Source organism: Halomonas almeriensis, from assembly GCF_030409235.1.
Lineage (GTDB): Bacteria > Pseudomonadota > Gammaproteobacteria > Pseudomonadales > Halomonadaceae > Halomonas > Halomonas almeriensis.
Genome location: NZ_JAUFPO010000005.1, coordinates 111,366 through 131,417 on the forward strand (window position 1 = coordinate 111,366; position 20,052 = coordinate 131,417).

Annotated in this window: 20 protein-coding genes; 11 read left to right on the forward strand and 9 right to left on the reverse strand. The window is 64.9% G+C overall.

The annotated features are described in order from the left end of the window. Positions 1 to 59: 59 nt before the first annotated feature. Entirely contained in the window at positions 60 to 476 is a 417-nt protein-coding gene (locus tag QWY74_RS02955) for an accessory factor UbiK family protein (protein WP_290313700.1), read from the reverse strand. A 320-nt stretch (positions 477 to 796) separates the two neighbouring features. Here QWY74_RS02955 and QWY74_RS02960 point away from each other — a divergent pair, with 320 nt between their 5' ends. The 3 genes from QWY74_RS02960 to glnK all read left to right on the forward strand — a co-directional run bounded on the left by QWY74_RS02960 (position 797) and on the right by glnK (position 2,910). Beyond that, positions 797 to 1,135, forward strand: a complete 339-nt coding sequence (locus QWY74_RS02960) for a P-II family nitrogen regulator (RefSeq protein WP_264825974.1) — start codon at positions 797 to 799, stop codon at positions 1,133 to 1,135. A gap of 45 nt (positions 1,136 to 1,180) precedes the next feature. Next, a complete protein-coding gene (locus QWY74_RS02965; RefSeq protein WP_264825975.1) occupies positions 1,181 to 2,422 on the forward strand; it encodes an ammonium transporter in 1,242 nt (413 codons plus the stop codon). 149 nt (positions 2,423 to 2,571) lie between these two features. After that, positions 2,572 to 2,910: a P-II family nitrogen regulator gene (gene glnK, locus QWY74_RS02970; protein ID WP_141319489.1), complete on the forward strand. Its 339-nt coding sequence runs from the start codon at positions 2,572 to 2,574 to the stop codon at positions 2,908 to 2,910. Positions 2,911 to 3,101: 191 nt separating this feature from the next. Here the strand turns inward: glnK and QWY74_RS02975 are convergent, their stop codons facing one another. Next, positions 3,102 to 3,878 carry a ferredoxin--NADP reductase gene (locus QWY74_RS02975; RefSeq protein ID WP_264825977.1) on the reverse strand — a complete coding sequence of 259 codons (777 nt, stop codon included), beginning with the start codon at positions 3,876 to 3,878 and terminating at the stop codon, positions 3,102 to 3,104. Positions 3,879 to 4,022: 144 nt separating this feature from the next. On the opposite strand from QWY74_RS02975, the gene QWY74_RS02980 reads away from it, so the two are divergent. Then, positions 4,023 to 4,949: a LysR family transcriptional regulator gene (locus QWY74_RS02980; protein ID WP_264825979.1), complete on the forward strand. Its 927-nt coding sequence runs from the start codon at positions 4,023 to 4,025 to the stop codon at positions 4,947 to 4,949. Positions 4,950 to 5,157: 208 nt separating this feature from the next. Here the strand turns inward: QWY74_RS02980 and hemE are convergent, their stop codons facing one another. Further along, positions 5,158 to 6,222 carry a uroporphyrinogen decarboxylase gene (gene hemE, locus QWY74_RS02985; RefSeq protein ID WP_264825980.1) on the reverse strand — a complete coding sequence of 355 codons (1,065 nt, stop codon included), beginning with the start codon at positions 6,220 to 6,222 and terminating at the stop codon, positions 5,158 to 5,160. Between the two features lie 129 nt (positions 6,223 to 6,351). On the opposite strand from hemE, the gene ribA reads away from it, so the two are divergent. Together ribA and QWY74_RS02995 are read left to right on the forward strand one after the other, a co-directional pair. Beyond that, positions 6,352 to 6,987 (forward strand): GTP cyclohydrolase II, encoded by a 636-nt coding sequence (gene ribA / locus QWY74_RS02990; protein ID WP_264825982.1) that lies wholly within the window; start codon positions 6,352 to 6,354, stop codon positions 6,985 to 6,987. 118 nt (positions 6,988 to 7,105) lie between these two features. Then, positions 7,106 to 7,396: a hypothetical protein gene (locus tag QWY74_RS02995; RefSeq protein ID WP_290313701.1), complete on the forward strand. Its 291-nt coding sequence runs from the start codon at positions 7,106 to 7,108 to the stop codon at positions 7,394 to 7,396. Between the two features lie 96 nt (positions 7,397 to 7,492). On the opposite strand, the gene QWY74_RS03000 is transcribed toward QWY74_RS02995, so the two are convergent. The 5 genes from QWY74_RS03000 to QWY74_RS03020 form a co-directional block, all read right to left on the reverse strand. Then, the gene (locus tag QWY74_RS03000) at positions 7,493 to 9,046 is read right to left on the reverse strand and encodes a Na+/H+ antiporter NhaC family protein (RefSeq protein ID WP_290313702.1); all 1,554 of its coding nucleotides are present in this window, start codon (positions 9,044 to 9,046) and stop codon (positions 7,493 to 7,495) included. A 198-nt stretch (positions 9,047 to 9,244) separates the two neighbouring features. Then, positions 9,245 to 10,018: a co-chaperone DjlA gene (gene djlA / locus QWY74_RS03005; protein ID WP_264825986.1), complete on the reverse strand. Its 774-nt coding sequence runs from the start codon at positions 10,016 to 10,018 to the stop codon at positions 9,245 to 9,247. 88 nt (positions 10,019 to 10,106) lie between these two features. Further along, entirely contained in the window at positions 10,107 to 12,053 is a 1,947-nt protein-coding gene (gene dxs, locus QWY74_RS03010) for a 1-deoxy-D-xylulose-5-phosphate synthase (RefSeq protein ID WP_264825987.1), read from the reverse strand. 15 nt (positions 12,054 to 12,068) lie between these two features. Further along, complete coding sequence (locus QWY74_RS03015) at positions 12,069 to 12,950, reverse strand: farnesyl diphosphate synthase (RefSeq protein ID WP_264825988.1); 882 nt, start codon at positions 12,948 to 12,950, stop codon at positions 12,069 to 12,071. Continuing rightward, positions 12,934 to 13,218: an exodeoxyribonuclease VII small subunit gene (locus QWY74_RS03020; protein WP_264825989.1), complete on the reverse strand. Its 285-nt coding sequence runs from the start codon at positions 13,216 to 13,218 to the stop codon at positions 12,934 to 12,936. The genes QWY74_RS03015 and QWY74_RS03020 overlap by 17 nt, the downstream gene beginning before the upstream one ends. A 246-nt stretch (positions 13,219 to 13,464) precedes the next feature. Between QWY74_RS03020 and serA the strand changes: the two genes are divergently transcribed. From serA to QWY74_RS03035, 3 genes are all read left to right on the forward strand, one after another. Next, positions 13,465 to 14,712 carry a phosphoglycerate dehydrogenase gene (serA, locus tag QWY74_RS03025; RefSeq protein WP_264825990.1) on the forward strand — a complete coding sequence of 416 codons (1,248 nt, stop codon included), beginning with the start codon at positions 13,465 to 13,467 and terminating at the stop codon, positions 14,710 to 14,712. Between the two features lie 169 nt (positions 14,713 to 14,881). Beyond that, positions 14,882 to 15,835 carry an oxygen-dependent tRNA uridine(34) hydroxylase TrhO gene (trhO, locus tag QWY74_RS03030; protein WP_264825991.1) on the forward strand — a complete coding sequence of 318 codons (954 nt, stop codon included), beginning with the start codon at positions 14,882 to 14,884 and terminating at the stop codon, positions 15,833 to 15,835. A gap of 133 nt (positions 15,836 to 15,968) precedes the next feature. After that, positions 15,969 to 16,805: an IclR family transcriptional regulator gene (locus QWY74_RS03035; RefSeq protein ID WP_264825992.1), complete on the forward strand. Its 837-nt coding sequence runs from the start codon at positions 15,969 to 15,971 to the stop codon at positions 16,803 to 16,805. Positions 16,806 to 16,820: 15 nt separating this feature from the next. Here QWY74_RS03035 and QWY74_RS03040 read toward each other — a convergent pair whose 3' ends face one another. Then, positions 16,821 to 17,276: a MarR family winged helix-turn-helix transcriptional regulator gene (locus QWY74_RS03040; protein WP_264825993.1), complete on the reverse strand. Its 456-nt coding sequence runs from the start codon at positions 17,274 to 17,276 to the stop codon at positions 16,821 to 16,823. Positions 17,277 to 17,437: 161 nt separating this feature from the next. Between QWY74_RS03040 and hmgA the strand changes: the two genes are divergently transcribed. Beyond that, positions 17,438 to 18,745: a homogentisate 1,2-dioxygenase gene (gene hmgA, locus QWY74_RS03045; protein ID WP_290313703.1), complete on the forward strand. Its 1,308-nt coding sequence runs from the start codon at positions 17,438 to 17,440 to the stop codon at positions 18,743 to 18,745. 280 nt (positions 18,746 to 19,025) lie between these two features. Continuing rightward, positions 19,026 to 20,045: a fumarylacetoacetate hydrolase family protein gene (locus QWY74_RS03050; protein WP_290313704.1), complete on the forward strand. Its 1,020-nt coding sequence runs from the start codon at positions 19,026 to 19,028 to the stop codon at positions 20,043 to 20,045. Positions 20,046 to 20,052: the final 7 nt, after the last annotated feature.

Below are 20,052 nucleotides of genomic sequence, written 5' to 3' on the forward strand. Positions count from 1 at the left end.
GTGAGTCTTCCTTGCGTTGACTCTCAGGCTAGACCAGTGGCGCCACGCCTGCCCGCGATTCAGCGGGGTGTCGGGTCCTTGTCATCACTGGGCGAGGCGCTATCGTCGTGCGGCTCGCTGTCGGCCGGGTCACTCGATGCGGCCTCGTCTGCCCCGCCAGAGGCCGCCGCGGCTTCTGCTTCCAGCGCGGACTCGCTGACTTCCTCGGCGTCGGGGTCACTGGCGGCGACCGAGGCATCCAGGGCGTCTTCCAGAGCAGCGACCTGCTTTTCCAGGGCCTCGACCCGGCCACGCGTACGCTGCAGCACATCCATCAGGATGTCGAAGTCTTCCCGGGAGACCAGCTCGAGGCGGTCGAAGGCCCCCTTGACGACCTGCTGCACACCTTTCTGAACGTCTTCCGGTGCCTGGGAGGCACCCTGCAGGCGCTCACCAATCTGCTGGGCCAAACGGCCGATACGATCCTGACTGACCATCGTGTGTCTCCTGAACGAACCATGGGGAACCTTCTGACAGGATACGCAAGCCATCCGCGGGGCGCATTCCCCTCGGCACGACTGGCCGCTTACCACGCCGCTCGGCCATGGTGCGCTGCACCAGAAAACCGGCACCAAACTGGTGCGACAGTCTGTGAAGTGGCCGTGCCACGGCCCGCCAACCCCGCCCGAAAACCATCCCAACTATCTGAAAATTATCAGCTATCTGCGAAATGGCACGGTTTGCGCTAAGTCTCTACACAACATGCACCGTGTGGCATCGCGCCCCACTCATCGCACATCACAAGGGGAACACCGGTATGAAACTGATTACCGCCGTCATCAAGCCCTTCAAACTCGACGACGTCCGTGAGGCGCTCGCCGACAATGGCGTTCAGGGCATTACCGTGACCGAGGTCAAGGGCTTCGGCCGCCAGAAGGGGCATACAGAGCTGTACCGCGGCGCCGAGTATGTCGTCGACTTCTTGCCCAAGGTCAAGGTGGAGGTCGCCGTGGATGACGATCGCCTGGATACCGTGCTGGATGCCATCTGCAATGCGGCCAACAGCGGCAAGATCGGCGATGGCAAGGTCTTTGTGACGCCCCTGGAGGACGTCATTCGCATTCGAACCGGTGAGCGTGGCGGCGACGCCGTTTGATCGCCTCCCGGCTTCCTGCCTGTTCCCGATACGGAGACACTTGTCATGACTGAACTCGCCTACGCACTCGATACGTTCTACTTCCTGGTCTGCGGCGCCCTGGTCATGTGGATGGCCGCCGGTTTCTCGATGCTGGAGGCCGGCCTGGTGCGATCCAAGAACACCGCCGAGATCCTGACCAAGAACATTTCCCTGTTCGCCATTGCCTGCACCATGTACCTGCTGGTGGGCTACTACCTGATGTATTCCAGCGGCGCCGGTGGGGTCATCCCCAGCCTCGGTTTCCTGCTGGGCGGCGAAAACACCGTGGAAGCGGTCACCGCCGGCGGCGATGGGGCGCCCTACTACTCGGCCCGCGCTGACTTCTTCTTCCAGGTGGTGTTCGTGGCCACCGCCATGTCCATCGTCTCCGGCGCCGTGGCCGAACGCATGAAACTCTGGGCCTTCCTAGTCTTCAGCGTGATCATGACCGGCTTCATCTACCCGGTGTCCGGCTACTGGACCTGGGGCGGTGGCTGGCTGGCCGAGGTCGGCTTCTCCGACTATGCCGGTTCCGGCATCGTGCACATGGCCGGTGCCGCCGCGGCCCTGGCCGGTGTGCTGGTGCTCGGCCCGCGCAAGGGCAAGTACGGCAAGAACGGCGCCGTCTACGCCATTCCCGGTGCCAACATGCCGCTGGCGACCCTGGGTACCTTCGTGCTGTGGCTGGGCTGGTTCGGCTTCAACGGCGGCTCCGAGCTGAAGGTGTCCGATGTCTCCTCGGCCAACAACATGGCCCAGGTGCTGGTCAACACCAATGCGGCGGCGGCCGGTGGCGTGATCGCCGCGCTGATCCTGGCGAAGCTGTGGTTCCGCAAGGCGGATCTGACCATGGCCCTCAACGGTGCCATCGCAGGGCTGGTGTCGATCACCGCCGACCCGCTGTCGCCGAGCGCCCTGGGCGCCACCCTGATCGGCGGCTTCGGTGGCCTGCTGGTGGTCTTCTCTATCGTCACCCTCGACAAGCTCAAGCTGGATGACCCGGTCGGCGCCATCTCCGCCCACGGTGTCGTGGGTATCTGGGGGGTCCTGGCGGTGCCGCTGTCCAACAGCAGCGCCAACTTCGGCGCCCAGCTGATCGGCATCTTCGGCATCTTCACCTGGGTCTTCGTGGCCAGCCTGATTGTCTGGCTGATCATCAAGGCCGCCATGGGCGTCCGCGTCAGCGAGGAAGAGGAGTACGAGGGGGTCGACCTCGCCGAGTGCGGGCTCGAAGCCTATCCCGAGTTCAATGTGTCCAAGAAGTAAACGCCACACTGACCGGACTGACCGACGCAAGGCCCCCGCCCAGGGGGCCTTTTTTCTTCTGTTCGCTACGGGTGTATGCTCTGTCACAATGAAGCCAGCAAGCACGGCGGGCAGCGCCGTGGGCACACGAACCACGCGAGGACAAGACCATGAAACTGGTGACCGCTATCATCAAGCCGTTCAAGCTCGACGACGTCCGTGAATCCCTCTCCGAGATCGGCGTCCAGGGCATTACCGTCACCGAGGTCAAGGGCTTCGGGCGCCAGAAGGGCCACACCGAGCTATACCGTGGCGCCGAATACGTGGTCGATTTCCTGCCCAAGGTTAAGCTCGAGGTCGCCGTCGACGAGGACATGACCGACCAGGTCATCGACGCCATCACCCAGGTGGCCAATACCGGCAAGATCGGCGACGGCAAGATCTTCGTCACCCCGCTCGAACAGGTCATCCGCATCCGCACCGGCGAAACCGACAAGGACGCGGTGTAGTCTCGGGTAAGAGGTAAGAGGTAAGAGGTAAGAGGTAAGAGGTAAGAGGTAAGAGGTAAGAGGTAAGAGGTAAGCTAGGCTCCAACCCACAACCGTTGGTTCCTAGGGTTTTCTTCCCTCTTTCAGCGGCGCAGCCGCGTTCTTCAGACTTCCCGCCCGGACAACGTCCGGGCGTTCTTTCAGCTTCCGGCTTATTTCTCGACGAAGGCGCGTTCGATGACGTAGTCGCCGGGGTCGCCCATGCGCGGCGAGATGTTGAAGCCGAGTTCGTCGAGCAGGGAGCTGGTCTCGTCGAGCATCGCCGGGCTGCCGCAGATCATGGCGCGGTCCTGCTTGGGGTCCATGGCCGGCAGGCCATGGTCGTCGAAGAGTTTGCCGCTGCGGATGTGGTCGGTCAGACGGCCGGTGGTGTGGAAGTCTTCCCGGGTCACGGTCGGGTGGTAGATCAGCTTCTCGCGGATTTCCTCGCCCAGGTACTCGTGAGCCGGCAGCTCACTGGAGATGAAGTCGCTGTAGGCCAGCTCGCTGACGCTGCGCACGCCGTGGACCAGAACGATCTTCTCGAAACGCTCGTAGGCTTCGGGGTCCTGGATCAGGCTCAGGAAGGGCGCCAGGCCGGTACCCGTGGAGAGCAGGTAGAGGTTGCGGCCGGGCAGCAGATCATCAGTCACCAGGGTGCCGGTGGGCTTGCGGCTGACCTTGATCGTGTCGCCGACCTGAAGGTGCTGGAGTCGCGACGTCAGCGGACCATCCGGCACCTTGATGCTGAAGAACTCGAGGTGATCCTCGTAGTTGGGGCTGGCCACCGAATAGGCACGCATCAACGGCTTGCCATCGACTTCCAGGCCGATCATCACGAACTGACCATTCTTGAAACGCAGGCTGCGCTCCCGGGTGGTGCGAAAGCTGAACAGCGTATCGTTCCAGTGGTGAACACTGAGGACCTCTTCTTCGGCAAACTTGCTCATTTCGGCACCTTTATATTCCTTTTTCGCATACACATGCGAGCTAACCTTTTTCGTGAATTCTAAGCAAGGGCACAATATCTGTTAAATGGATTGTATGGATAAAGCTTATCTATACTATGGATTAAAAATGCCGGAGCCTACCCGATGCGCTATACCCTGCGTCAGCTCGAAGTCTTCGTCGCCGTGGCGCAGTACGAGAGCGTCTCCCGCGCGGCGCGCGCCCTTTCACTTTCGCAATCCGCCGCCAGCACGGCCCTGGCCGAGCTCGAGCGCCAGTTCGACTGTCGCCTGCTGGACCGCATCGGCAAGCGGCTCAAGCTCAATGCCCTGGGCTTTCAGTTGCTGCCCAAGGCGGTGGCCCTGCTCGACCGCGCCGAGGAGGTGGAAGAGTTGCTGCGCGGCCAGCAGGGCATCGGCACCCTGGACGTGGGCGCCACCCTGACCATCGGCAACTATCTGGCCAGCCTGCTGATCGGGGACTTCATGCAGCGCCACCCGGGCAGCCGCGTGCGCCTGCAGGTCCGCAATACCCGCACCATCGTCGAGGAGGTCCGCCAGCATGAGCTGGACCTCGGCCTGATCGAGGGGCAGTGCGAGGAGGATGACATCATTACCCAGCCCTGGGTGGCGGATGAGCTGGCGGTGTTCTGCGCCCCCGATCATCCGCTGGCGCATCAGGGCCCCGTCGAGCTCGATCGCCTGCTGCGCGAAGCCTGGATCATGCGCGAACAGGGATCGGGCACACGCCTGACGCTGGAACAGGCGGCGCGTCATCGCCGCGGTCGCTTCAACACCCTGCTCGAGCTGGAGCATACCGAGGGCATCAAGCGTGCCGTGGAGTCGGGCCTGGGCATCGGCTGTGTCTCCAAGCTGGCCCTGCGTGACGCCTTCCGGCGCGGCAGTCTGGTGCAGATACCGACCCCCGATCTGGACCTGAGCCGCCAGTTCGCCTTTATCTGGCATCGCCACAAGTACCTGGCCACGGGCATGCGCGAGTTTCTCAAGCAGTGCCGGCACATGACCGAGGGGGTTCGCAGCAGTGATCAAATCAACCTGCCCGGTTATGCCTGAACGGCAGCTCTCTGCTCTATTATGCCCTCACCCAGCTCGGCCTGCTGGCCGCCGTGGTGAGCTGACCACTCGCTCCTACGAACGTCGCCCCGCGGTGCATGATGAGCAACGCGCCTGGACATCACGGGCTCGCCCGCTGGCCATGGACGAAGAGGCGGTGGGCAGTGCAAAGGTCACTCAACCCGCCAGCCACCGCTCGGGGTGGCCGTCACGAACGATGATACGCCGGACTGAGCTCGTGCAGGGCATCCAGGAAGGCGGTGACGCTCGCCGGGTCGGTGAACTGGCTGATGCCATGTCCCAGGTTGAAGATGTGACCGGGCCCGCTGCCGTAGCTTTCCAGGATGCGCGATACCTCGCGGCGAATGGCACCAGGGTTGGCAAACAGCACATTGGGGTCGAGGTTGCCCTGTAGTGCCACCCGCTGACCGACCCTGGCCCGGGCATCGCAGAGTTCGGTGCTCCAGTCCAGGCCCAGCGCGTCCGCGCCGCTTTCGGCCATGGCCTCGAGCCATTGGCCACCGTTCTTGGTGAACAGGATCACCGGCACGCGGCGCCCGTCGTGCTCGCGAATCAGACCATCGACGATCTGGCGCATGTAGCGCAGGGAGAACGCCTCATAGGCCGGTGTAGACAGGGCACCGCCCCAGGTGTCGAAGATCTGCACCACCTGAGCTCCGGCACGGATCTGGGCGTTGAGGTAGTCCGTCACCGCACGCGCCAGAACGTCGAGCAGACGATGCATGGTCTGCGGAGTGTCGTAGAGCATGGCCTTCACGTGGCGGAAGTCCTTGCTGGAGGCGCCTTCCACCATATAGGTGGCCAGTGTCCAGGGGCTGCCGGTGAAGCCGATCAAGGGCACGCGTCCGTTCAGCTCGCGGCGCACACTGGAGACGGCATTCATCACATAGCCCAGGTCGCGCTCGACATTCGGCACCGTCAGGGCATCCACGGCCTCGGGGGTGCGCACCGGCTGACGAAACTTCGGCCCCTCACCGGTCTCGAAATACAGGCCCAGCCCCATGGCATCGGGGATGGTCAGGATGTCAGAGAACAGGATGGCCGCATCCAGCGGATAACGCTCCAGCGGCTGGAGCGTCACCTCGCAGGCCCGATCACGGTCCTGACAGAGGTTCATGAAGCTGCCTGCCTGAGCCCGCACCTCGCGGTATTCCGGCAGGTAACGGCCAGCCTGGCGCATCATCCACACCGGAGTGCGGTCCACGGGCTGGCGTGCCAGGGCGCGCAGCAAGCGATCGTTCTGGAGTTCCATGCGTCGGTTCATCCAAGGAAAATGTGACGCCCATTGTAACCCATCCGGCTCGGCCGTGAGCCGGCGCCACCTTCCTGATAGAATACCTTTATCCAGACGACCATGCCCGGTCCTTCATCGAGGTACATCGTGACGATTCGTTATATCGCCTCTTCCCGGCTTCCCACGCCCTGGGCCACCTTCACCATGCATGGCTTCGAAGACGAGGCCACCGGCAAGGACCATATCGCCCTGACCCTCGGCGAGATCGGCGACGGCCAGCCCGTGCTGGGCCGAGTGCATTCCGAATGCCTGACCGGCGACGCCCTGTTCTCGATGCGCTGCGACTGCGGTTATCAGCTGCAGGAGGCGCTCAAGCGCATCGCCGAAAATGGCCGTGGGGTACTCTTGTATCTGCGCCAGGAGGGCCGCGGCATCGGGCTGCTTAACAAGATCCGAGCCTACCACCTGCAGGACCAGGGCGCCGATACCGTTGAAGCCAATGAGCAACTCGGCTTCTCCGCCGACCTGCGCCGCTACGACCTCTGCCTGCCGATGCTCGAACACCTGGGCATTGGCGCCCTGCGGCTGATGACCAACAACCCCCGCAAGGTCGAGGCACTCACCCGCGCCGGGGTCGAGGTGACAGAGCGCGTCGGCCTGACCACCGGGCTCAACCCGCACAACGAGCATTACCTCTCGACCAAGGCCGGCAAGCTGGGGCACATGATGGCGCTGGGCGATTTTACCGACGCCGATGACGTGGATATCGAACGCAAGCGCTGACATCACGGCAACGGCCAATGAAGGATTTCCATCGCGCCGATCGAAAAGCTTAGCTGGTTAAATTAATAGGTGGCTAATAATATTTATGACATCAATCATCACCCATGAGGATGTCACCATGAAAACCCCACTTCTGACCGCCGCTCTACTGCTCACCGCGCTCCCGCTGGCCGCCCAGGCGGGACAGGCCTCCGACAAGACTCAGCAGCTCAACGAGCCGCTTGCCACTGCTGCGCCGCAGAGCTCGGCTCCTGGGGCAGACGCCAGTGCCGAGTCCGACCCGGTCGCCGGTGGCGGCAGCGCCGCCATGGCCAGGGCGCGTGCCGAACTGCGCGCCAGGCAACAGCACCAGACCGATATCGCGGTCGGCCCTGATCCCTTTAAGCCGGCACGCGAGGCCACCACCTGATCCGCGCCAGGGCGACCAGCCTGACAACGTCCTGACACTGAAAGGCCCCTGACAAGGGGCCTTTTGCGTTGCAGGGCACGGCGTCGAATGCGGGCTTCAGCCGGCCCCGCGCTCGGTACGCGACCGGCCACTGCCCCAAAAGATCCGCATCAGCATGGCCGCCGCCAGCAGCGCGGCCACACCCGCCAGCGCCCCCATCAGCACGCTGTTGGCGAGGCCGGCGACAAAGAAGGCCAGGATGCCCGCCATGCCGGCGCACAGGGCATAGGGCAACTGGGTACGCACATGGTCGATGTGATCACAGGAGGAGCCCGCCGAGGAGAGGATGGTGGTATCGGAGATCGGCGAGCAATGATCGCCGAAGATTCCCCCGCTGAGCACCGCCGCGATGGCCAGCGGCATAGGCAGCCCCATGGCCATGGCGACGGGCATGGCGATCGGAATCATGATGGCGAAGGTGCCGTAGGAGGTGCCCGTGGTGAAGGCCACCACAGCCCCCACCAGGAACAACAGCACCGGCACCAGGCTGGGCGCGATATTGGCCTCGGCCAGGGTCACCAGGAAGTCGGCCGTACCCAGCTCGGAGGTCACGCTGCCGATCGACCAGGCCAGGGTCAGAATGATGTAGACCAGCGTCATGCTTTTGATGCCGGCTACTACCAAGTCCATGGACTCACGGAAATCGAACAGCTTCTGCTGCATGCCCATGGCCAGCCCGACCACCACCGCGACAAAAGTGGCCATCAGGATCGACAGCCCACCATTGGCCTCGCCCACGGCGGTGACCAGGTCATTCTCGGGATAGTTGCCTGTCCACAGGAACATCGGCGGAATCATCAGCACCAGCACACCGATGGGCACCAGCATGTTGCGCTTGCGCGCCTGATCCTCGGGCACCACTGCCATCTCGGCCACCTCACGGTCGGAGGGTGGCGTGGCATCCGCGGCCAGCACCTCGCCGGTCTTGCGCGCCCGGCGCTCGGCCCGGGCCATGGGGCCGAAATCCCACTGGGTGATGACCACGAAGGCAATCAACCCAAGGGCCAGCCAGGCATAGAAGTTCAGCGGAATCGACGCCAGATAGATCAGGTACTCCGAGCCGCTGATGTTCAGCTCGGTCAACTGGGTGCCAATCAGGCCCATCACGAAGACCACCCAGGTTGAGACCGGCCCCAGAAGGCACATCGGCGCCGAGGTCGAGTCGACAATATACGCCAGTTTCTCGCGGGAAACCTGCATGCGGTCGGTGATCGGGCGCATCACACTGCCCACCGTCAGGGCGTTGAAGTAGTCCTCGAAGAAGATCAGCATGCCCAGCCCGAAGGTGGCACCCTGAGCGCCGCGCCGCGAGGCGACACGCGCGGAAATCGCCCTGGCGATAGCCTGGGCACCGCCGGTGCGCTGCAGCACCGTGATCAAGACACCGAACAGACCACAGTAGATCAGCACGGTGACACTCCACTCATCGCCGACACTGGGAATGATGAAGTCACTGAAGCTGTTATACAGGCCGGCGGCCGGATTGCCGCCACTGAGCATGGTCGCCCCCAGCCAGACACCACTGAACAGCGCCGGTATCACGTTGCGCGTCACCAACGCCAGCAGGATGGCCAGCACGGGCGGCAACAGGGAAAGTGCGCCGAAGGTCATCTCGGATCTCCTTTGGAATTCTTGTCGACCACCGTAAAACGCCCCGAGGTCGTCCTCGAGGCGCTGGTGCCCCGCCAGAGGCTGGCGAGGCGGAGGGAATACTAAGGGGGGCAGGCTGGCTCAGCAACCGTAAATGTCACATTCCTTGAATCCGCTGACCGTACCCCGCAAGTGGGGCCCGGCCGGGCAGGAGGCGGGTCAGGCGGCCTCGTCCGCGCGCGCCTTGCGGATCCGGTCATAGGCGTTGCCGATCTCGCTGGTACGCTCCTTGGCCACTTCCCGCATGTTGTCGGGCAGGCCCTTAGCCGCCAGCTTGTCGGGGTGGTTTTCGCTCATCAGCCGCCGATACTGGCGCTTGATCTCGGCGTCACTGGCATCGGACGACACGCCCAGCACCTGATAGGCGTCTTCCAGCGAGATCTCGTGGCTGGCAGCGCCACCGCCCTCGGCCGCGCCACGCAGCATGGCCTCGATCTGAGCGATTTCCGCCTCGGAACAGCCCAAGCCGCGCACCACCCGCATCAGCATCTCGTGCTCGGCGGAGTGCAGTTCGCCATCGGCGGCAATGGCGGCCACCTGAACCTGCAGGAAGACCTGACGCAGCGCCGGCTGGCTGCCGAGGATCGGCTTCAGTTTGGCCAGCTCGGCGTCCAGGTCAAAGTCATCACGCTTGCCACGGGTGAAGTCCTCGCGCGCCTTGGCCCGCTGTGCCTCACCCAGACGCAGGCGATCCCAGAGCTGACGCGAGGCCTCGAGCTCCGCCTCGGTGACCTGGCCGTCGGCCTTGCACATGCAGCCCATGACCGCAAAAGTCGATTCGAGGAACTGCTTTTGAACGGCCGCCAGCCGACCCAGCATGCTGCGACGCACGCGACGCACCAGCCAATAGCCGAGACCACCACCGATCAGCAGCCCCACCGGCCCGCCGATCAGAAACCCCAGCAACCCACCAATCAGCACCATGACCAGCATGTCGACTCCTTGAAACATCTCTCGCAACGTGGGCGCTAGCATAGCACCCCGGGGTGACCCGGAGCGATGCGCGCTGCAACGGCCGCAATCAGTCGACCAGGCGGTGTCGGATCGACGCCTCGATACCCGCGGCATCCAGGCCGCATTCGGCGAGCAACTCGGCCGGCTTGCCATGCTCGACGAAGCCATCCGGCAGGCCCAGTTGCAGCAGAGGCGCCGTCCGGCCCTCGGCGGCCAGCAGCTCGGCGACCGCGCTACCGGCCCCGCCGGCCACCACGTTTTCCTCCAGCGTCACCAGCAGGTCGTGCGTTGCCGCGGCGTCGAGCACCGCGTCACGATCCAGCGGCTTGATCGAACGCATGTTGAGGTGGCTGGCATCGAGCCGTTCGGCGGCCTCCGCGGCCGGCACATTCAGGCTGCCGAAGGCCAGCAGGGCCACACGCGGCCCCTCGCCCCCGGCCTCACGGCGCTGTTGCGCCTTGCCGATGGGCAGCGCCTCGAGTTGCTCGGGGATCTCGACCCCCGGGCCGGTACCGCGCGGATAGCGCACGGCCGCCGGCCCCGGGTGATGATAGGCGGCGCTGAGCATGGCGCGGCACTCGGCCTCGTCTGCCGGCGCCAGCACCACCATACCGGGCACACAGCGCAGGTAGCTGAGGTCCAGCGCGCCGTGATGCGTGGGGCCGTCCTCGCCGACCACGCCGGCGCGGTCGATGGCAAAGGTCACATCCAGATGCTGCACCGCCACGTCATGAATCAGCTGGTCGTAGCCGCGCTGCAGGAAGGTCGAGTAGATCGCCACCACCGGCTTCATCGCCTCGCAGGCCATGCCGGCGGCCAACGTCACCGCATGCTGCTCGGCGATTGCCACATCGTAGTAGCGCTCGGGATATTCCCGGGAGAACCGCACCAGATCCGAGCCCTCGCGCATCGCCGGCGTTATGCCGATCAAGCGTGTATCGGCGGCCGCCATGTCACACAGCCAGTCGCCGAAGACGTTGCAATATTTGCGCGGCTTCGGGCGCGATAAATCGTTGCGAGGCTTGGGAGCCAGGGGGTCGTCGGGCTTGAGGGGCGGCGGTGTCTGACCGGCATCAGACTTTTCCAGCTTGGTGATGGCGTGATAGCCGATGGGGTCGGCCTCGGCCGGCAGAAAACCACGTCCCTTGCGCGTCTTCACGTGCAGGAACTGCGGCCCGTCCATGTCGCGCATGTTGCGCAATGTCTGCACCAGGGTCGGCAGGTCGTGCCCATCCAGCGGGCCAATGTAATTGAAGCCCATTTCCTCGAACAGCGTGGCCGGGCTGACCATGCCCTTCATGTGCTCTTCGGTGCGCCGCGCCAACTCCAGGGCCCCCGGCAGGTGGGACAGGACCCGCTTGCCATTCTCGCGCATGCTGGTGTAGGGCTTGCTCGACATGATGCGCGCCAGGTAGCTGGCCATGCCACCGACGTTTTCGGAGATGGACATCTCGTTGTCGTTGAGAATCACCAGCAGATTAGCATCCACATGGCCGGCATGTGCCAGCGCCTCGAAGGCCATGCCCGCCGAGAGGGCGCCATCGCCGATCACCGCGCACACCCGACGCTGCTCGCCACTCGCCCGCGCCGCCAGCGCCATGCCCAAAGCCGCCGACACCGAGGTGCTGGAATGGCCCACGCCGAAGGTGTCGTACTCGGATTCGCTGCGGCGCGGAAAGGCCGCCAGCCCGCCGAACTGGCGAATGTGCTGCATGGCCTCGCGACGACCGGTCAGAATCTTGTGCGGATAGGCCTGATGGCCAACGTCCCAGACCAGTCGGTCATGGGGCGTTTCCAGGGCGTGATGCAGAGCGACCGTCAGCTCCACGACGCCCAGGCCGGCACCAAAGTGCCCGCCAGACACGCCCACGCTGTAGAGCAGATAGGCGCGCAGCTCGTCGGCCAGTTCCGCCAGCTGAGCATCATTCATGGCGCGCAGGGCGGCCGGCGTTTCCAGGGTGTCGAGCAACGGCGTGGCCGGACGCTCGACCGGGATGTCATCGAACAGCTTCATGTTGGCCCTGTGGTATCAGTGATCACGCTCGATCATGTAGCGGGCCAGGCTGGCCAGTACATAACCGGATTCGCCAAGCGGTGCCAGCGCCGTCACGGCCTCGTCAACCAGGGCACGCGCCTTAGCATCGGCACCCTCGAGCCCGAGCAATGTGGGGTAGGTCGGCTTGGCGCGGGCCGCATCGGCCCCCGAGGGCTTGCCCAGCACGGCGGTATCCCCGGTCACGTCGAGGACGTCGTCGCGAATCTGGAAGGCCAGGCCGATGGCCGCGGCATAGGCTTCCAGCGCCTGCAGTCGCGGGTCATCCTCGGCCACGGCCACCAGGCCGCCCAGACGCACGGCCGCCCGGATCAGCGCACCGGTCTTGTGGCGGTGCATGGTGGCCAGCGTCGCCAGATTCGGGTGGCCGCCGACCGCCTCCAGGTCCAGCGCCTGGCCGGCGGCCATGCCATCCCGGCCCGCGGCGCTCGCCAGGGTGGTGACCATGGCCGGCAGTCGCGCCGGCCGGGTGTGGGCCAGCACCTCGAAGGCCAGGGTCTGCAGGGCATCCCCGGACAGAATGGCCGTGGCCTCGTCATAGGCACGATGCACCGTGGGCTGACCGCGCCGCACGTCGTCGTCGTCCATGGCCGGCAGGTCGTCATGCACCAGGGAATAGGCATGCACCAGCTCGACCGCCATGGCCGGCGCGTCCAGCGACGCGTCGCTGGCGCCCAGGGCGCGACCGGCGGCGTAAGCCAGTACCGGGCGCAGGCGCTTGCCACCGACCATGACACCATGGCGCATGGCGGCCTCGAGTCGCGGTGCCGGTGCCTCGCGACGCGTGAAAAGTGCCTCCAGCCGGGCATCGACGCGACGCCGGTCGTCGGCCATCAGGCGTTCAATGTCCACCGCCATCCTCCTCGGGGGTAGCGAAGGGCTTGAGGTCCATGCCACCGTTCTCGCCCTCGGTCAGACTGCGAACCTTGAGCTCGGCGTCATCGAGCTGGCGCTGGGCATCGCGAGTCAGGCGCACCCCCTGCTCGAAGGCCGTCAACGAGTCTTCCAGCGACAACTCGCCGGACTCCAGCTTCTCGACCAGCGCTTCCAGGCGCTCGACCGTGGCCGCAAAATCCGCCGTGGATGTCGCCTCGCTGTTATCCTGATGCTTGTCCTGTCCCGCCATGGCGCCTCTCTCAGCCATTTCACCTTGAGGCCGACAGTATACACGCATCCCCCCGGGGGTCGTCTGCCCCGCCAGGCGTGCAAGCGGCCACCCCGGCTTTTTCATCCGCACTGGCCGCCTTTGTGGTAATCTATGCTCCCTCGTTTCGCGCCTTTCGCGGCCCGGCTTGCCCCGGCTGCCTCTGGCGTCACCTTCCTGAATCGCAATTGCAAGCGGCGCGCACCAAAGATAGGGGTTGATTCGACCATGGCCAAAACGTCCCTGGACAAGAGCAAGATCAAGATCCTGCTGCTCGAGGGCGTCCACCAGAGCGCGGTGGACAACTTTCTGAATGCCGGGTACACCAACATCGAGCATCTGCCCACCTCGCTGGACGAGGAAACGCTGATCGAACGGATCCGCGACGTTCACTTCATCGGCATCCGCTCGCGTACCCAGCTCAATGAACGCGTCTTCGCTGCGGCGGAGAAGCTCGTGGCCGTGGGCTGCTTCTGCATCGGCACCAACCAGGTCGACCTGGACGCGGCCCTGGTGCGTGGCATTCCGGTGTTCAATGCCCCCTACTCCAACACGCGCTCGGTGGCCGAGCTGGTGCTGGCCGAATCCATCATGCTGCTGCGCGGCATCCCCGAGAAGAGCGCCAGTGCCCACCAGGGCGGCTGGTTGAAGTCCGCCCGCAATGCCCATGAAGCCCGCGGCAAGAACCTGGGTATCGTCGGCTACGGCAGCATCGGTGCCCAACTCTCGGTGCTCGCCGAGTCGCTGGGCTTCGATGTCATCTACTATGACGTGGTGACCAAGCTGGGCATGGGCAATGCCCGCCAGGTGGGCAGCCTCGAGGAACTGCTGGCCAGGGCCGACATCGTCAGCCTGCACGTGCCCGATGTGCCCTCGACGCGCTGGATGATCGGCGAAGAGCAGATCAACCTGATGAAGCCGGGCGGCATCCTCATCAACGCCTCGCGTGGCAGCGTGGTGGTGATCGAGGCTCTGGCCGAGGCGCTGCGCGCCGGACGCCTGCACGGGGCGGCCGTCGATGTGTTCCCGGTGGAGCCCAAGAGCAACAACGAGGAATTCGTCAGCCCGTTGCGCGGCCTCAACAACGTCATCCTGACGCCGCACATCGGCGGCTCGACGCTCGAGGCCCAGGAAAACATCGGCATCGAGGTCTCCGAAAAGCTGGTGACCTTCTCCGACAACGGCACCACCATCACCTCGGTCAACTTCCCCGAGGTCGCCCTGCCCTCGCACCCCGGCAAGCACCGCTTGCTGCACATCCACGAGAACGTGCCCGGCGTGATGTCGGAGATCAACCGCGTGCTCTCCGAAGAAGGCATCAACATCCTCGGCCAGTACCTGCAGACCAACGAGAGCATCGGCTATGTGGTCGTCGACGTGGACAAGGAATACGGTCCGCGCGCCCTGGAGGCCTTGAGCAAGGTCTCGCACACCCGCCGCGTGCGGGTGCTCTACTCGGAAGCCAGCTTCGACTGAACCCGGCGCCTCCTGTGCCGTTCCCGACGACCCCGGCCCCGTGCCGGGGTCATGGTGTCAGAGCCTCGGGCGTGCCGTCCCGAGGTGCGAACACCGCACGGGATGGATAGAATACGCCTCACACCAACCCCGGTCCGTCCTTTGCGAGGACGACAACCAGGAGATCCGCATGTCCACATCTCAAGACCCGGGGCGCATCGTCGTTGCCGCCCTCTACAAGTTCGTCACCCTGGATGACCACGAAGCCCTGCGCGAACCATTGCGCCAGGCCATGCTCGAGCATGACGTGAAAGGCACCCTGCTGCTGGCCCGCGAGGGCATCAATGGCACCGTCTCAGCCACCCGCGAGGGCATCGATGCCCTGCTGGCCTGGCTGGCCCGCGACCCACGCCTGGCCGACGTCGACCACAAGGAATCCTTCTGTGACGCCCACCCCTTCTACCGCACCAAGGTCAAGCTCAAGCGCGAGATCGTGACCATGGGCGTGCCCGATGTCGATCCCAACACTCAGGCCGGCACCTATGTCGACCCCGAGCAGTGGAACGACGTCATCGCCGACCCGGAAGTCCTGGTGATCGATACCCGCAATGACTACGAGGTGGCCATCGGCTCCTTCGAGGGCGCCATCGACCCGCAGACCAAGTCGTTTCGCGAGTTCCCGGAGTACGTCAAGCAACACTACGACCCCAGTCGGCACAAGAAGGTGGCGATGTTCTGCACCGGCGGCATCCGCTGCGAGAAAGCCTCCAGCTTCATGCTCAACGAAGGCTTCGAAGAGGTCTATCACCTCAAGGGCGGCATCCTCAACTACCTGGAGAAGGTGCCGGAGCAGGACTCACTGTGGCGCGGCGACTGCTTCGTCTTCGACAACCGGGTGACGGTGCGCCACGACCTCAGCGAAGGCGAGTACGACCAGTGCCATGCCTGCCGCATGCCGATCTCCGCCGAGGACCAGCAGGCCGCCAGCTATGAACCCGGCGTCAGCTGCCCGCACTGCATCGACGCCCTGCCGGACAAGACCCGCGCCGCCGCCCGCGAACGCCAGAAACAGATCGAGCTGGCCAGGCAGCGCGGCGAACCTCATCCGCTGGGCCGCGACCCCAGGCAGATGAAGGGCGAGTAGGTCACCACGCCAGCGCTTTCCCTATCTACCGCTACGCGACCCACGCAGGCGGAACCTCGCCGGCAAGACAGCGGCGGGGCGACACGGTATGCTGGCGACTCGACAGCCGAGGCGATGACAAGCGGGGATTCAGGTGAGCGAAGGCAAGCGACGATCAGCAGGACGACCGGCAACCGGCAAAACCAGCGGCGGGCACAGCCAGTCCTTGGTGCGCGGGCTGAACCTGCTCGAGCTGCTGGCCGGTTGTCCCAACGGCCTGGCACTCTCGGAAGTGGCCGAGCAGTCGGGGTTGGCGCCTTCGACCACCCACCGCTTGCTGCAGGCCCTGCAGAGCCAGGGTTACGTGACCCAGGACAACGAGCTGGGTGTGTGGAAGGTCGACGTCAAGACCTTTCGCATCGGCAACAGCTTCCTGGAAGCCCGCGACTTCATCGGCACCAGCCGGCCCTTCCTGCGCCGACTGACCGCGCAGACCGGCGAGACGTCCAATCTGGGCATCCGTGATGGCGGCACGGCGGTCTTCCTGGCCCAGAGCGAGTCGCCCCAGATGATGCGCATGATCACCCGCCTAGGCTCCCGCGCGCCCTTGCATGCCTCCGGCGTGGGCAAGGCCCTGATGGCCTGGCTGCCGGAGGACGAGATCGAACGCATCCTCGAGGAGCAGGGCCTGGCGAGCATCACCAACTGCACGCTGAATGACACCGCGGCCCTCTACGCCAGCCTGGCCGAGGTACGACAACGCGGTTACGCCTGTGATCGCGAGGAGCATGCCGTGGGCCTGCATTGCGTGGCGGCCTGCATTCACAACGAACACGGCACGCCGCTGGCGGCTATTTCGGTGTCCGGGCCCATGGCACGCATTCCCGAACCGCGCCTGCTGGAGCTGGGCGAGCTGGTACGTGAAACCGCTCACGACATCACGGCCCGCCTCGGCGGGCGGGTCCCGGCGGCGGACGAAGTACCGCGCTGAGCCAGGCCCCGGCGCTCAACCTTCCTGCAACGGCCGCTCGAGGCGTGCCATCATCTCCAGCAACTGCTCACGCTCTTGCGACGTCAGGGGCGCCAGCAGTTGTGCTTCACGCTCGCGCACCCTTGGAATCAGCTCGGCCATCAGCTGCTGGCCCGCCTCGCTGAGGCGCAGATCATGCCAGCGCTGGTCATGCGGCGACGGCCGACGCCACACCAGCCCCCTGCCCTCCAGCGCCTGCACCGCGCGCGAAACCCGCGCCTTGTCCATGCGCGTCGCGTCACGGATCTGCTTGGCGGTCATTGGCGGCTGGTGGTGCAACCAGGCCAGCACGCGCCACTGCGCCACGTTCAAGCCATGTTCATGCTCATACAGGCGTGCCAGTGCCTCGCTGACGCGATCCGCCAGTCGGTCCAGGCGATAGGGCAAAAAGTGTTCCAGGTCGAAGTCCGCTGACGATCTGTGTTCGGCCATGAGGAAAGTCCCGCAACGGTTTCGGTATTGGATGAGGCGCCGGATGATGCCATCGGCACGGGCCAAGCATGTGACCCGGCCGAATGGTTGCACATGAAACCATATACGGCTACTCTTCTTCATATAGTTTCATTTGAAACCAAGCCCGACAGGTCATCACAATGACAAGATCCCTCGACTATCAACCCGGCTTCCGCAATCATTTCAGCAGCGAGGCCCTGCCCGGCGCGCTGCCAACCGGCCAGAACTCGCCTCAGCGCTGCCCCTACGGCCTGTATGCCGAACAGCTCTCCGGTTCCGCCTTTACCGCGCCACGTCATCGCAACCTGCGCAGCTGGCTGTATCGCATTCGCCCCTCGGTGGTGCAGAGCGCCTATGCGCCGCTGGCCATGCCCAGAGTGGCCACCGCGCCGCTCGACCAGCCCGCTGCCGACCCCAACCAGATGCGCTGGGACCCGGTCCCGCTGCCGGAGACCGCGACCGACTTCCTGGATGGCCTGCTGACGGTGGCCGTCAACGGCAATGCCGATGCTCAGCAGGGCTGTGCGGTGCACCTCTATGCCTGCAACCGCGACATGACCGAGCGTTTCTTCTACGACGCCGACGGCGAGCTGTTGATCGTGCCCCAGCAGGGCGAGCTGTGCCTGCGCACCGAGTTTGGCGAACTCGAGGTCGCGCCGGGCGAGATCGCCCTGATCCCGCGCGGCGTCAAGTTTCAGGTGCGCCTGGCCAACGGCAGCGAGGCGGCTCGTGGCTATGTCGCCGAGAACCATGGCCAACCGCTGGAGCTGCCCGAGCTGGGGCCGATCGGCGCCAATGGCCTGGCCAACCCCCGCGACTTCCAGAGCCCGGTGGCCGCCTATGAGGAAATCGAGGGTGACATCGCGCTGGTGGCCAAGTTTTCCGGTCGCTTCTGGGTCACGCACCTGGACCACTCGCCGCTGGATGTGGTGGCCTGGCACGGCAACTACGCGCCCTGCAAGTACGACCTGGCATGCTTCAACACCATCAACACGGTGAGCTTCGACCACCCGGACCCGTCGATCTTCACGGTGCTGACCTCACCCTCGGAGACCCCGGGCACCGCCAACCTGGACTTCGTCATCTTTCCGCCGCGCTGGATGGTCGCCGAACACAGCTTCCGGCCGCCGTGGTTCCACCGCAACCTGATGAGCGAGTTCATGGGGCTGGTGCACGGCGCCTATGACGCCAAGGCCGAGGGCTTCCGCCCCGGGGGAGCCAGCCTGCACAACTGCATGTCGCCCCATGGCCCGGATGCCGATACCTTCGAGAAGGCCTCGACGGCGGAGCTGACGCCTCAGTACCTGGGCAATACCCTGGCCTTCATGTTCGAGAGCCGCTACGTCTTCCACCCCACCGAAGCCGCGCTGGATGCCGACTTCCGCCAGCGCGATTACGTGGATGTGTGGTCGACGCTGCGCCGCCACTTCGACCCGACGACGCGCTGAGCCTGTCGGATTTGACCGATCGTCGCGAGAATCACGGATTTCGCGACAAGTTTATCGATCTGATGAGGCGAATAGCCGACCATTTAACGAATCGGTTCCTAGCTAGCGGCGGTGATGAGCGCCGGGGACAAGACGCAGCGAGGGTCTTTTGCCATGGATGGCAAAAGTAGCGCCCAGGGATGGGTTTACAGCGCCCTCGCGGAGTCTTGTCGACGGAAAAGCTCATCACTTTCCAGCAATCGACATCCACACTCCCTCTGACAGCACAGGACAGACACCCATGAAACTCGCTTCTCTCAACCAGGGCCGCGACGGCGAACTGATCGTGGTCTCTCGCGATCTGACCCACGCCGTGCGCGCCACCGATATCGCCCCGACCCTGCAGGCCGCCATCGAGCACTGGGTAACGCTGGCACCACGCCTCGAGCAGCGCTACGCCCAGCTCAACGACGGCACGGCCGAGGGCGCCTTCGATCTCGATCAGAGTGCCCTGCACTCCCCCTTGCCACGCACCTATAACTGGGCCGACGGCTCGGCCTACCTCAACCATGTGCAGCTGGTGCGCCAGGCACGCAATGCCGAGATGCCCGACAGCTTCTGGCACGACCCGCTGATGTACCAGGGCGGCGGTGACGCTTTCATCGCCCCCACCGCAGACATCGAGGCCGTCAGCGAGGAGCACGGCATCGACTTCGAGGGCGAGCTGGCGGTGATCACCGACGACGTGCCCATGGGCGTCGACGCCGCGGCCGCCACCGAGCACATCAAGCTCGTCATGCTGGTCAACGACGTCAGTCTGCGCGGTCTGATCCCCGGCGAGTTAGCCAAGGGCTTCGGCTTCTTCCAGGCCAAGCCGGCCTCCAGCTTCTCGCCGATCTGCGTGACACCGGACGAACTGGGCGACGCCTGGCAGGACAGCCGCGTCCACCTGCCGCTGACCGTGCACCTCAATGGCGAGACATTCGGCCAGCCAGAGGCCGGGCCCGACATGATCTTCGGCTTTGCCGAGCTCGTCGCCCATGCCGCCCGCACCCGGCACCTGGGCGCCGGTGCCATCATCGGCTCGGGCACCGTCTCCAACCCGGACCCGGATGGCGGCCCCGGCAAGCCGGTCGGTGACGGCGGCGTCGGCTACAGTTGTCTGGCCGAGGTGCGCATGGTCGAGACGATCTTGTACGGTGAAAGCCGAACCCCCTTCCTGCGCTTCGGCGACCGGGTGCGCCTCGAGATGTTCCACCGCGACGGCCAGAGCATCTTTGGCGCCATCGACCAGCAGGTCGTGCCATATCAGTCACAGTGAATCTCGA